The 12,357-nt window shown below is 46.1% G+C and carries 10 protein-coding genes and 1 rRNA gene; 4 read left to right on the forward strand and 7 right to left on the reverse strand.

What is annotated here, in order from left to right; all coding sequences use genetic code 11:
* Positions 1 to 152: ribosomal RNA gene (locus QUA50_RS09055) — 16S ribosomal RNA — on the reverse strand; the annotation flags it as partial.
* Between the two features lie 766 nt (positions 153 to 918).
* A complete protein-coding gene (locus QUA50_RS09060) occupies positions 919 to 2,856 on the reverse strand; it encodes a serine/threonine-protein kinase (protein ID WP_333263076.1) in 1,938 nt (645 codons plus the stop codon).
* A 502-nt stretch (positions 2,857 to 3,358) separates the two neighbouring features.
* On the opposite strand from QUA50_RS09060, the gene QUA50_RS09065 reads away from it, so the two are divergent.
* On the forward strand, positions 3,359 to 3,841 hold the full coding sequence (locus QUA50_RS09065; RefSeq protein WP_333057691.1) for a 2Fe-2S iron-sulfur cluster-binding protein: 483 nt from the start codon (positions 3,359 to 3,361) through the stop codon (positions 3,839 to 3,841).
* Between the two features lie 38 nt (positions 3,842 to 3,879).
* Entirely contained in the window at positions 3,880 to 4,350 is a 471-nt protein-coding gene (locus QUA50_RS09070; RefSeq protein ID WP_333263078.1) for a phycobilisome protein, read from the forward strand.
* Between the two features lie 17 nt (positions 4,351 to 4,367).
* Here QUA50_RS09070 and QUA50_RS09075 read toward each other — a convergent pair whose 3' ends face one another.
* The 5 genes from QUA50_RS09075 to QUA50_RS09095 all read right to left on the reverse strand — a co-directional run bounded on the left by QUA50_RS09075 (position 4,368) and on the right by QUA50_RS09095 (position 8,193).
* A complete protein-coding gene (locus QUA50_RS09075) occupies positions 4,368 to 5,534 on the reverse strand; it encodes a pentapeptide repeat-containing protein (protein ID WP_333263080.1) in 1,167 nt (388 codons plus the stop codon).
* 242 nt (positions 5,535 to 5,776) lie between these two features.
* Positions 5,777 to 6,439, reverse strand: coding sequence for a V4R domain-containing protein (locus QUA50_RS09080; protein ID WP_333057688.1), 663 nt, complete (start codon positions 6,437 to 6,439; stop codon positions 5,777 to 5,779).
* A gap of 50 nt (positions 6,440 to 6,489) precedes the next feature.
* The gene (locus tag QUA50_RS09085; RefSeq protein WP_333263085.1) at positions 6,490 to 6,960 is read right to left on the reverse strand and encodes a phycobilisome protein; all 471 of its coding nucleotides are present in this window, start codon (positions 6,958 to 6,960) and stop codon (positions 6,490 to 6,492) included.
* A 170-nt stretch (positions 6,961 to 7,130) separates the two neighbouring features.
* On the reverse strand, positions 7,131 to 7,397 hold the full coding sequence (locus QUA50_RS09090) for a hypothetical protein (RefSeq protein ID WP_333263088.1): 267 nt from the start codon (positions 7,395 to 7,397) through the stop codon (positions 7,131 to 7,133).
* A gap of 94 nt (positions 7,398 to 7,491) precedes the next feature.
* Entirely contained in the window at positions 7,492 to 8,193 is a 702-nt protein-coding gene (locus QUA50_RS09095; RefSeq protein ID WP_333263090.1) for a V4R domain-containing protein, read from the reverse strand.
* Between the two features lie 282 nt (positions 8,194 to 8,475).
* Here QUA50_RS09095 and QUA50_RS09100 point away from each other — a divergent pair, with 282 nt between their 5' ends.
* A complete protein-coding gene (locus QUA50_RS09100; protein ID WP_333263093.1) occupies positions 8,476 to 10,308 on the forward strand; it encodes a peptidase C14 in 1,833 nt (610 codons plus the stop codon).
* Between the two features lie 1,473 nt (positions 10,309 to 11,781).
* Positions 11,782 to 12,006, forward strand: coding sequence for a hypothetical protein (locus QUA50_RS09105; protein WP_006635912.1), 225 nt, complete (start codon positions 11,782 to 11,784; stop codon positions 12,004 to 12,006).
* Positions 12,007 to 12,357 lie beyond the last annotated feature (351 nt).

Raw genomic sequence — 12,357 nt, forward strand, 5'->3', positions numbered from 1 at the left:
AGCAGTCGTTTCCAACTGTTGTCTCCGTCCTGAAGGCAGATTCTCACGCGTTACTCACCCGTCCGCCACTAAGTATTTCTACTCCGTTCGACTTGCATGTGTTAAGCAGACCGCCAGCGTTCATCCTGAGCCAGGATCAAACTCTCCGTGTTGGATTGTTTTTTTTGGCTCGTCAAGTTCTTTCTACTCAGCACCAAGGCTGGCTTTTTTCCCTTGACTTTTTTCTCGTTGTTTGCGATATTAAGTTCAGCTCTCGCTTTTACTCTCAATCTTGATTTTTTGACGAGGTTAATAGTGCTTTAAGCTTTCAAACTATTCTTTTTTCTAGGTTCAGTTTTTTGCCTAGAGTTCGCGGTTGTTTGAACCGCTCTCTCTCTGGCGCTTTATTAATGTATCAACTCTCCCCAGAGTTGTCAAGCGTTTTGTAAAAATATTTTTGAGTTTTTTTTTATCCTATACACAGTAAGGGTTTCGACATTTATCGCCTGCTCCGGTTTCCCCTTGCTGACTCCTCTTTTAACTATGGGGTCTTTTTTTGGGGTCAAATACGGCTTTGGGGCGGACTATTTCCCGCGCATGGGTAGAAGGACTCAGTGCTTCAACATGATGGGGCTTACTTGGAGTATAGGTAAGGCAAAGTTAGAGTGTAAGGTGTGAGGCTGCATCATGGGCTTAGGATGACAGAAGCAGGCTGGTGCATGAGTCATATATATGTAACTGGTGTCTGCATTTCTTGGACTTTACTGAGGGAGGTTTGGGTCTCAGATTGAGCCGATCGCCCTCAACAATTCCTGTGATTCAAAATCCAGAAGTTGACACGACACGGTACTCTAACCCCGATCGAACTCCCAGGAATCGATCGCCCGCAAATACACTATCCTGAATGAAACCCCCAAACTCCTTCAGTTACCGCAGTTATCAGCCCTTGACGATCGAGCGCGAGTTGGTCTCCTCAACATCTACATCTAAAAAGTGCAAGTGACTCTCTTCCTCAGTATTGACAGCAATCACCAAACCTTTATTCCCCCAGGGAGCGATCGCCCGGGGTGAGGCGGGGCTGTTAAAACTCCCTACTTGCATCCCTTGACTGTTTAACACTTCTATCTGCCCCCCAACATCTGCCAACACCCATCCCCAATTAGCCACACAAGCAGACACGGGCAAACTTTCCAGGGGAATTCGCGCTACCTTGAGCGGCCACAATTTCATTAACAGCACCGCCGCTTTACCACCCTGGGGAATTCCCAGCAAAGTATAAGGCTCAGGTGTCAATAGGATCTGTCCGACGCTGGCCGACAACCGTACAGAACCCACCGGCGTGCCGCGGCGAGTGTAAACTCTAAAAATAGTTTGGGGATTTTTTGGTTCGTTGTCCGGCCAAACGGCTAAGACGTGTCGCCGATCCAAAAACATTAATTCTGGTAAATAGTGTTCTGGTAACGGCACAGTAGCGATCGGCTTCAGGGCTTTTTCCCGATCGCCCGCTGTGCTGTTTCCCGCTAAAGAATAAAAACGCAGTTCGCCGGGAACCGCTACTGTCAACCAGTTACCGTGAGAGTCAACAGCAGCTTTTAAAGCATCTGGGCCTTGCCTAAAACCCATATCCAGCAGGCACTGAGGTTCCCAAGAGCGATCGTAGAGCCAGTAAAGTTTTTGCGAAGTGAGAACGCAGCAGCCGTGGGAAACAGGTAAAATGCCGCGCACGATTTCCGGCATTAATGAAATAGAAATAGACATTTCTCCTGTAACTAGCTGTTTTCCCGGCTGAGACCAAACCTTGACCTCTGTACCTACAGCAGCATATAGATACGTTTCAGTGGCAATTAAAGCGGTCAACGGTGCAGGAAGTATCAGTGGCTCGGAGTGCAAAAGCTTGGGGCGCACAGTCCCAAGTAAATTAATAGCTGACTGTGAAGCTTTTTCCTCTTCAACTTCCAGTAAAGAGTCAGTTTCCGACTTCAGACTTTTATCACCACTGGTTGTGGGGTTTTCCCAGGGAATAATGCAGTCGCCCAATTGCCTGACAGCGGGGTCGTACATGATCAGCCGCAGAGCTTGAGCCATTTGGGAAGCACTGGCAAAACGGCGGGCTGGCAGCTTTTCTAAAGATTTTTTGACTATTGCTTGCAAAGGTTCGGGGATGGCGTCGGGAAATTGCAAGCGTTGATTCAGGTGCGCCCACCTCAAGTCTCCGGGGGTTCCCCCGAAAGGGCGGTAGCCCATTAGCAATTCAAACAGCAGAATTCCTACTGCATATATATCTGACATCGGGGAAAAAAGACCGTAAAACCGCTCAGGGGCCATGTAAGCAGGGGAACCTACGGTAGCGTCGGGAGAAATTTCTTGGTGGAGGCGAGTCGTACCGATTTCTGGCAGGCGGCGCGCGATGCCAAAGTCAGACAGCCGGGGCGACCAACCTTTGGATCCCAAAGTTAGGAGGATATTTTCGGGTTTGATGTCGCAGTGAACTACGCCTCGGCGGTGGGCGTAGTCTAAGCCTGCTAAAACTTCCATGACTAGCTGCAAACCTTCGAGCAGACGCAAGGGGCGGTCTTGTTTGAGCAGGTTGCGGAGGGTTCCTCCCTCGCAGTAGTCCATAACCAAGTACCTGCCTGTAGCTGTGTGTTCTAGAGCTCGGCAGGTGACAATGTTAGGGTGCTGCAAGGTGATCAGAAACCATAACTCTCGCAAAAATTCGCTAGTTGGGGCTTTTTGATGGCTGAGTTCTTTGAGAGCGACCAGTTGGCTGGTGAGGCGGGAGTCCTTGGCGGGAGCTTCTCGAACGCTGGCACAAAAGACTCGACCAAATTGTCCTTGTCCGACTAGCCCTAAAATGCGGTACTTAGAATGTTGCATCGGTCTAATTATAGAAAAAGCTTGAGCTAGTATTAAAATATGTAAATAATTCTGACAAAAATTCAAATTTTTGAATCGCTCGCCAGGTACAGCCTATGTTATCTCAGGTTCATTCTCAGCCTCCTTGAGAGCGATCGCACAGTCGCACCTACTAAAATCCTTGAGCTTCGGAATCACTATCAATCTTGCCGGATGCCTGTACCCGATCGGGAACTACCTGTGGCTGCTATTTTAGTCGATCGCGACTATTACAGTTTTTTCAATGCCCTCCAGAAAGTTTCTAAGGTTTTAGCTTTTCAAGGCTAAGCTGGGGAATCGGGGCGAGGAAACAGCGATAGGACCAAAACAGAAGTGCGGTTATGCCATAAAGGTTAGAGAGGCAGAAGCCGATGCTGTCGTCAAGGCATCTTAACCTTTTTGAGTGTTAGCCAAATTTTTTTGCGCTTTGAATAAGTCGATCGTAACTTGCTAAATACTGAAGTTAACAGGAGTAAACATCAATATGGTTAAAATTATTAAACTAGATCCAATTGCGGAGGAAATAGCAGTCGAAACCCGATCGAATATCCTGTCTGCCTTACTTTCCAAAGACTTAGACGTTCTCAAGGAATGCGGGGGGCGGGGAATGTGCGCTACCTGCCATGTTTACATTAAAGAAGGCATGGAAGGCTTGTCGGACATGAACCGCCGCGAAAAAAGGACGTTGGAAGTCATTACTACGGCTAAAGCCAATTCGCGACTTGCTTGTCAGGCTCAAATTATGGGCGAGGGTGTGGTTGTAGAGTTGCCTGCGGGGATGTACATTAATGCTATTGAAAATGTCGAAGCTCTGATCGGCCGCCGGGCCCAGCAAGATTTATTACACCCAATTACGGGTCAAGTAGTTGTAGAATCAGGAAAGTTAATTACTCGTTCTATCGTTACACAGCTTAATGAAACCCGCTTTCAAGTAGGACAGTATTTAGTTCGCACTAAAGAAGCTTAAAACTGATATGTTTGTATTTTAGTAGTAGAGAAAAACCTATGTTGAGCCAACTTGCGCGTTTGAGCACGGAAACAGACGGACGGTACGCCAGTGCAGAAGAACTCCTATTTTTGAAAGACTACTTTCAGTCTTTGAATCACCGGATGAGTGCTTATAAAAAAATTCAAGCCTCTGAAACAGAAATTATGCGGCAACTGGAAGCACAAATGCTGTCTCTAGACCCTAATTTATTTCGGCGGGGGGCTAACGATATGACTGAAAAGTGCCGTGGAGATATTGTGCGGGTGTTGAGGCATTCAGCGGCAGCACTGTTGATTAATGATACGGAACGATTGCGCGATCGGCTACTACTTTGGTTGCAAACTATTTTAGGCGCTGTTCAAGTTAGAAATACTGCGACCGTGACCTACGATGTAATGAAAAAGGTCCTCAAACAATATCTCACAGTAGAAGAAAGGAACCTATTTTTTCCGATTCTGGACATCAACCGCACTTTACTGGGCAAATAATCAAGGGAGTTGAGAAGTTAACGCCTATAAACTGTGCCGTTAGGAAGAGTGGCTCCAATCAACTTCGCTCCGGTCAAATCCGCCTCACTGAGAATCGCTCCCCGGAGGTTGGCTCCTGTCAAGTCAGCTTTTTGCAAGTTGGCTTTACTCAGGTTAGCTTTGGTCAAGTTAATTTCATGCAGGCAAGAATTAGAAAGGTCGGCATTGATCAGGTAGGCTAGACTCAGGTTGGCTTTGCTGAGGTTGGCTCCGCTCAAGTTAGCTTCCATCAGATAAGCACCGCTTAAGTTGGCTTCATTCAACAATGCCTCTGCCATATTAATTCCAGTTAAAAGTTTGCGGCTCAAGTCTACACCGCTGAGGTCTGCCCCACTGAGGTTAATACCGCTTAAGTGGCTGCCATTCAAAGTAATGTTTCTCAGATAGGTTTTGCTGAGGTCTGCTTTGCACATATTGGCTCTATCCAAGCAAGCTTCGCTAAGGTCTGATCCGCTCAAGCACGCGCCGTTTAAATAGGCTTGAGTGAGGTTAGCTCGCCTGAGATTAGCTTTCAACAGGTTGGCTTTGCTGAGGTTAGCGCGGGTTAAGTTGGCTCCGGCTAGGTTGGCTTTGGATAATTCGGCTCCGGTGAGCTGTGCTTCGGTCAAGTCTGCCTCTTTGAGACTCGCTAGACTTAAGCAAGCATCTTTGAAGTTTGCTCCGTTGAGATTGGATTTAATCAGATAGGCTTTACTGAGATTGGCCTGAGTGAGAACGGCTTTGGTGAGGTTAGCGGCGCTCATATCTGCACCTATGAGATTAGCATTGGGAAGAATTGCTCCGGTCAGGTTTGCCCAATTCAGATGAGATCCGGCTAGGTTGGCGCCGGTGAGATTGGCTCCGATGAGATTGGCTCCACTCAGACTTGCTGCCATGAGGTTGGCGCCGGTGAGATTGGCTCCGCTGAGGTCAGCTTTGCTGAGGTTGGCTCGACTCAGATGGGCTTTGGTGAGGTCTGCCCCGCTGAGGTTAGCACCGATTAAGTAGGGTCGTTGCTGGTGTTGGTTGAGGTTTGCCAAAATTAGAGTTGGGGCATCGCTGGAACGGTATAAATCCATCGGACTCAACACAATACCGCGCAGATTTGCCAGTCTAAAATCTCTTTCGCCGGCTGCATATCGAGTTAGAAGTTCATTGGCGTCCATTAAGTTTTAGCAAAATATTTGAGGTTTTGATTGCTTTTAAATTTTAGGAATTTCTAGAGTAAGTTATGAATTTTCTTGCTGCTAGTTATAATCAGGTTTTATTTAAATTGCTAAAACCTAATTTTTTGACTTAGAATCTTTTTTATGATTTAACTCACATTTTTGATGATACGGTGGATAAGATGACTACCAAAACTTCATTTTGACAGCTATTAGCAACAAGGTAATAGCTGTCAAATAAGTCAGTTTTTTTGGAAAAGTTGAGTGATAATAGCTTCATGGTCTTTTCCTTCTTCGACCATAGAATCTGCTGGTTGGAGGCGATCGCGCAGCCCTAAAATAAAGCGGTTGCAGTCCGAGCCCAATGATTCGCAGGATGTTTGCAGGCAGTGAAGTTCTCGACCCGTAAGCTGACTAAAGAACGAACTTAAAATACCTGCTTCTAAAAAACAGGCTGGTCGCTTAGACTTGGGGGCTGTTTTAGCAAAAAGAGAGTTAGCAATTTTTACTATTAAGAATCCATGTTCGGAATAGCTAGGGTCTAGATCAAATGTTCCCCATCCATGAGTTTTCCAACACTGCTGTAAGGACTGAAGAAATTCTACCATTTCCATTTCAGAAACTGGCTGACCGTAGTATTCGCTGACTTCTTCGCAAAAACGCACGTAGAAGTTTTTACCCCACCAGCGACCGCAGTTGAAAAGCACGAGGCGGGAGGCTTGACCTGTTTCTTGTTCTAAGCCGATATAAATGGCTTGAATCAGTGTTTCTGGGAGTGCTAAGAGCCGATCGCCCCGTCGGTTTTCGAGGAGGCCGAGTTCGAGGTCGCCTCGGACGTAGGCATCGCTGGCAAAGTAGTTTCCAGGGAGTCGGGGCTGTTTGAGTAAGTCGGCAATATTAATCATCGGGAATTGGGAATTGGGAATCGGGAATTGGAAATTGGGAAGAAAGCTGATTATTTATTACCTCGATCAATAATAATTGACTGTGCTTGGTCGAAAAATGGTTGCAATATAGCCCGGGCTTGCTCGGAAAGCAATTCTTTTAAACGAGTTTGCAGCAGATTGCAAACAGTTGCTTCAATTTTTTGAGTTTGGTGGGCTTCGACTATGCCGGAAAGCCAGTCTACAAGGCGCTGTTCGAGAAAATTTCGATCGTTGAGCAGCATAGCCATAGCGCAGTACCGCAAGACTAACACCCAGTGTTTGAGCGATCGTTCTAAGGTTTCTTGCTTTTCGTCGGGGAATGTTTCTTGTAGTTTGTTGGCTACTGGTTGGAAGATGCTTGCTTCCTTCTCTCGCAAAAATTCGTAAATTTTTAAGCGCTGAACAAGGGTTACAGCTTGACGCTTAAAAGCTAGGAGTTCTTCGCCTTTTAAAAAGCGGTTTTCTGCCTGATCCAGCAGCGCCTCAATCTCAGGGTGCATGATTTTAATTAAGTGGTAATCGGTAATTGATAAAAGGAAGGAAGTTCGGCAACGAGCAGTGTACGGGATTTAACGGATTTAACTAATGGATTTTGAGGGATGAGGAAAGAGGAGTGAGGGAAGATGGATGAGGGATTGCCCTATTTTTCATTTTCCATTCCCTACACAGATTAAAACAGGTCGAATAGGTCATCAATAGTGACTTCTGCTTGTTCAGTAATAGAAATTACTGGCAAGGGTGGTGGTAGGGGTAGGGCACCTACTTCCGGAATTCCTTCCCAAGAAATAGCTTGAAAAAAGTCTGCTACTGGCTGGGTTAAACTCAGAAGTTGACCGGGGGTCGAGCCATTTGAGGTTTCTAAAGATTTTCCCAGCCAATTATAGTGACCAAAGAATTCTTGGACAGATTGATCCAACCATGAAGTTTGACTTTTCATCTTTCTTCCTGCCTGGAGAAATCCACCATCGCACTTTCGATCGCGAAATTGGTGGGAGGAAAGGCAGGGCAGGGGATGTGCCTTTCCAGGTTGTTTACCGCAATATTTCACCGTGTTGCAGTCGATTTTGAATATCGCGGGCGTTGGCACCTTCGTTGAGCCAGAATGCTGCTGCATCAATTTTATCTGGGTTGCCAAGCAGGAACTTGCAATAGGTTTCTCCCATTGAGTAACATTGGAGTTCTATGCAGCTCAGAGGCTTTTTGACTAAAGACCCGAAGAAACCGGCGAACAAACCGGCGTATAGGTGACAAACCGGTTTGCCTACGTCGCCCAATGTGCGAGCAACTGCTGAGTCAAAGAGGTTGATGAAGATGCAGCCGTGTTTGCGATCGCTCATGTCCACTTCCCAGCGACCCCAACCTTGAGCCGTGAAAGGCCACCACCAAGTTTCTAGCAGAAACATGAGATTTGACTGGCGAATGTTCTGGCTGAATTCGGCACTAAACCATTTTTGAAAAAATTCGGAATCTTGGAGTCCCCACTGGCAACCAATAGTATACATGATGACAGAGGACGCAGGGCCGACTTCTTCTTCGAGCCCCTCCACCAAACCGATAATGAAGTCTTCGCTGGTAAAAATGTTGCGCGACTGATTCCAGTCGTCAATTGTACCCATCTGGCGATCGAAGGCAAAAAAATCCTGAAACCTATAGTGACTGTGAGTTTTAGGATGCTTTTGCTTCAGTAGCGATTGGCTGTGGGGGGAATTTTCTTTTTGGGCGGTAGAGACCATTGGCGGGTTATTCCTTTTTGGTGTAGTTTGGTGAAAATTAGACTCAAATAGACTGACCTCTGTATCCAATTTAACTTTATTTTTCTAAAGGTAGGTACAGGGTATAATTTTTGACTGTAATATAAAAATTAAAAATTCTAGGATGCTAAATTTGGGGGCTTGTTGGGAGTTCTGCCTTCGGACAACTGCTCTCTGAGTGCTGGCGAAAGTGGGTATAACCTTCAACGGCTATGTGTTATCGTTTTGTGCAAGCAGTCCACTATATATATAGGGCATATCGGGATGAAAAATCACGCTTGTATTGCAATAGGCATCAATCAATATCAGTTACTCCAGCCTTTGAGTTATGCCCAAGAGGATGCAGAGGGATTGTACGGTTTTTTGATTGAGGATGCGGGTTTTGCGCCGGAGGGATGTCTGCTGATGACCGATAGCTCGCCGTCGCTGTGGGGTCAATCTACATATCCAAATCGGGAAAATATTCTGAGATTGACCCAAAGCCTCTGCGGCGAACATGTGCAAAAGGGAGATTTACTCTGGTGTTTTTTTAGCGGCTACGGTGTCAGCTATGAAGGTAAGGATTATTTGATGCCGATTGACGGCAATCCGGCTGACATTAAGGGTACGGGGATTCCGGTTGAGTTGCTGTTGAATACTCTGAAAAACGCTCCTACGGAAACGGTATTGGTGCTGGTTGATATGAACCGCAGCCAAATTGTGAAAGCGGGGGAAACGATCGGCTCTCAAACGGTCGAGATGGCGCGGGAACTGGAAATCCCAACGGTGCTTTCTTGCCGCCCGAATCAAGTTTCGCGGGAAACTTCGGCTTTGCGTCAGGGGTTTTTTACGACGGCGCTTTTGGAGGGGCTACGCTCGGGACAGTGCATGACGATTAAGGGTTTAGACCGTTTTTTGAGCGCTCGGCTGCCGGAGCTGTGCGACCACCATTTGCGTCCGAAACAAGAACCTTTGATGGTGGTGAATCCTCCGGGAAAGGCTAATTTGGTGATTTTGCCCGATGTAGGGGTACCAACTGCTGCGTTGGCCGGACGCAACGGCAATATGACGGTTGGTACGGCTGATGGGTTCGATCGCCCGCAAATGGCGACGGCTACGGCTCGAATGGATCTGCCTCCGGCAGTTCGCAACGCTCAGGATTCGCCGGTTGAGATGCCGCCTGTGTCGCAGCCGAAGGCAGTGGTTCCTGCCGATGGGGGGGGCGATCGACCGAACTTGCAAAAGCCGGAGGATGAGCCTAACGGGGGGTCGGATAAGTCATTTTTGCAGCAGCTAGTTTTGTGGAGTTCAGCTACGGCTTTGGTGTTGCTGTTGGGTGTTTTTGTGACGAACAAATCAATTTTTATCGGTCAGCAGGAAGAAGATCCTCGATCGCCTGCTGAAAAGGCCCAAAACTCAGGAGCTCAACAATCTACTGGTACTGGGGGGTCACAGAACCAACCGCGGGCGGTGCAAGCAGGGGCTGGAACCAAACAGCCACCATCGAGCCAGCAGGTGTGGGCTGAGGCGAAAACTTTCCTCAAGGATGGTTCGGCTTCTAGTTTTAATAAAGCGGTGGTTAAGGCTCGAACGATTCCGGCTAGCGATCCGCTCTACCCGCAGGCTCAGCAGGATATTGAGCGCTGGAGTTTAACGATTTTGGATATAGCTAACGGGCGGGCTGCTCGGGGCGATTTCCAGGGGGCGATCGGGGCGGCTAAATTGATGCCGGATGTCAATAAGCCTGTTTACAATCAGTCGAAAGAGGCGATCGCTCAGTGGGAGGATCTATCCAAAGACCAGGATGTAAATATTGCTTTGCTATCGGCTGCTAAGGGTCAAATTAAGCGGGGGGTTGCCTCTTCTTACAGTAGAGGCATCCAGCAAGCTAATAAAATTGAGCCCGGTCAGCCGAAGTATGAAGAAGCTCAACAGTTAATTGGAGAGTGGAGCGAAAGTATTCTCAAAATTGCTCAGTTGCGCGGCTCTCAAGGAAAGCTGAAAGAGGCAGTTGAAGCTGCTTCGCTGGTGCCGTCGGGTACTAAGAGTTATCAGCCGGCTCAGAAGGATATCGCCAATTGGAAAACTAAGCTCCAACGCCAGCAGAAAAAAAGTTGATTTACTTGATAATTTCTCGGTTTCCCACCGGGAAATTATTTTAGCGACTGACCAACATCAGTCGTTGGCTAGATCGATACCTCTTGATACTAAAAAAAGAGACCTACATATCGATAATTTAAAACCAATAATTTTATTCGCCATTTACCCTCCCAGCTTCTGCGGGAGGGGTTTTTATATGTTGCCTGGTCGGTGCGTTTTTGTATAGTGAAAGATATCGTATGAGCTGGTTAATGAGGGTTGCATAAGAGTGGGATGATTTTAATGTTTTTGGTGGATGGGCCCATGAGACCGAAGGCGTGTATTTTCACAGCAGGCGGAACGCCTAACCCTAATCTCCACAATAATCTTCAAATTTTGCAACGCCGATTAATTAATATTTTAAATTCACGTCCAGAGTTTCCTGAGCCGACGCCTCTACAGTCAAAAAATATTTTTATAACAAAAAAGATGGCTATAAAGATAGTTAAAAAATGATAAATTAATCATAAATAACTTTTATTTAAAACATATCAAAAAATCAGTATCTTTAATTCCTTGTGATTTCCAATTAATTTTTTTAAGTTAATTTACTCAGAAAGTTGGCTAGATATAACTGCTATCTCAAGCAAATTGATAAGGCAAAATCGTCTTGAGAAATTGGCTATGCACAGTTAATTTTTTTATCGATCTTGGTAGGCTCTTAGGATCGATGGATGGAAGACTGTTTAAACTTGTACGGTTTTTAAATTACGAACAGTGACCTATCTGTTATGAATTATACAAAATGAACCGTTACTGACAATTCTCGCCGACGTGCGATCGCCCCCAAGGAATTCAGGAAACAGATTCACCGCCACACAGCAAAAAATATCTGGATTCGCAAGCTGCGAGTCTTCGTTGGCCCGGAGATGACAAAGGTGCATTAATTAACACGAATAAGGGATTTCCAAGAAAATCCAAAAAATATTTCCTTGAGAAACAAGAATAAAAACTTGCTTGCTTATTGTAGCCCCGGTAACAACACGTATGCCTGAAGTTATAGTCCACAGCCAAGTCTACAGGACGAGCTAAATCAATAGGGTGATGTGGCGGTGTCGGGGTGTTAAGAGGGGCGATCGAAGAGGAATGTTCCCGGAGCGATCGCTTCCCAATCGGGGAGTCTAAAACCTAGGAAGGCAAGGAGTTGGAGACAAGGCTGAACTTTTTGAGGTCAGGAAAGTAGCGTTAGCACTAAACTCTGCCGTATTGTGGAAATCGAGCCAAATTTGTAACAGTTCTTAACTATAAAGAATTCTGCCAAAACTGCTAGCATAGTGACACTTTTGCTAGCAAAAACAGATAAAGTAAATAAAGTTGGGTAGCTCTAGACCCCCCGATCCCCATCCAGGGGATGTTGAATCAATTTGATTCATACCAAGTGGTTTTAGAGTTACAATCGGAATCAAAGCATCGCTATTTAACTGAGTTCTTTACTTACTTTTACTTTCAGCTATGAACGTGGATTTTATCAAAGCCCAAGTCAGGTTGCTACAGGGTGCAAGTTCATCGGAACGAGAAACCCTTATTAAAAACATCGGCGTCTGTGCTGGCGTGATCCGACCAGGAGAGTACGTGACTCCGCAACGGAAGCACGCTATCACTCTCTGGCTGCAAACAAATGCGGTTCGCCTCCGACTTCCCCAACTTCCTCTGGACTTATCAGGCCAAAAGCCTTAACAGGGAAGTAATCAAGAGGTAGCGACAGAATCAAAGAAATTAGTCAATCTTACCTAAAAGTGCGTTTTTATTGAGCTGTACAGGATCAATGAAACACGATTAAGATTGAAAAAATGTTTGGAGGGAAAGTTGGGCTCGAAAACACGCCTGCGGACAAGAAGCGGCCGACCGCTTTGATAGAAACAGGAAGTGAACGTCAAACCTGCTCTAAAAGTAGATTTGAGTAAGTTTCACAGAAAGGATTATTCTGCACAACTATAACCTGGGTTATTTGCTTTTAGATTTGAGATTCACGATGTAGCTGGTATTGGATAAATTTGCTATTTGTGGATCGCCTGAAAAATTATCCTA

The organism is Microcoleus sp. M2_D5, from assembly GCF_036701935.1.
Taxonomy (GTDB): domain Bacteria; phylum Cyanobacteriota; class Cyanobacteriia; order Cyanobacteriales; family Microcoleaceae; genus Microcoleus.

Bases quoted from the DNA above. Each gene is read 5' to 3' on its own strand.
- QUA50_RS09075 (WP_333263080.1), bottom strand. From the start codon at position 5,534: ATGGACGCCAATGAACTTCTAACTCGATATGCAGCCGGCGAAAGAGAT.
- QUA50_RS09100 (WP_333263093.1), top strand. From the start codon at position 8,476: ATGAAAAATCACGCTTGTATTGCAATAGGCATCAATCAATATCAGTTA.
- QUA50_RS09105 (WP_006635912.1), top strand. From the start codon at position 11,782: ATGAACGTGGATTTTATCAAAGCCCAAGTCAGGTTGCTACAGGGTGCA.
- QUA50_RS09065 (WP_333057691.1), top strand. From the start codon at position 3,359: ATGGTTAAAATTATTAAACTAGATCCAATTGCGGAGGAAATAGCAGTC.
- QUA50_RS09080 (WP_333057688.1), bottom strand. From the start codon at position 6,439: ATGATTAATATTGCCGACTTACTCAAACAGCCCCGACTCCCTGGAAAC.
- QUA50_RS09070 (WP_333263078.1), top strand. From the start codon at position 3,880: ATGTTGAGCCAACTTGCGCGTTTGAGCACGGAAACAGACGGACGGTAC.
- QUA50_RS09090 (WP_333263088.1), bottom strand. From the start codon at position 7,397: ATGAAAAGTCAAACTTCATGGTTGGATCAATCTGTCCAAGAATTCTTT.
- QUA50_RS09095 (WP_333263090.1), bottom strand. From the start codon at position 8,193: ATGGTCTCTACCGCCCAAAAAGAAAATTCCCCCCACAGCCAATCGCTA.
- QUA50_RS09085 (WP_333263085.1), bottom strand. From the start codon at position 6,960: ATGCACCCTGAGATTGAGGCGCTGCTGGATCAGGCAGAAAACCGCTTT.
- QUA50_RS09060 (WP_333263076.1), bottom strand. From the start codon at position 2,856: ATGCAACATTCTAAGTACCGCATTTTAGGGCTAGTCGGACAAGGACAA.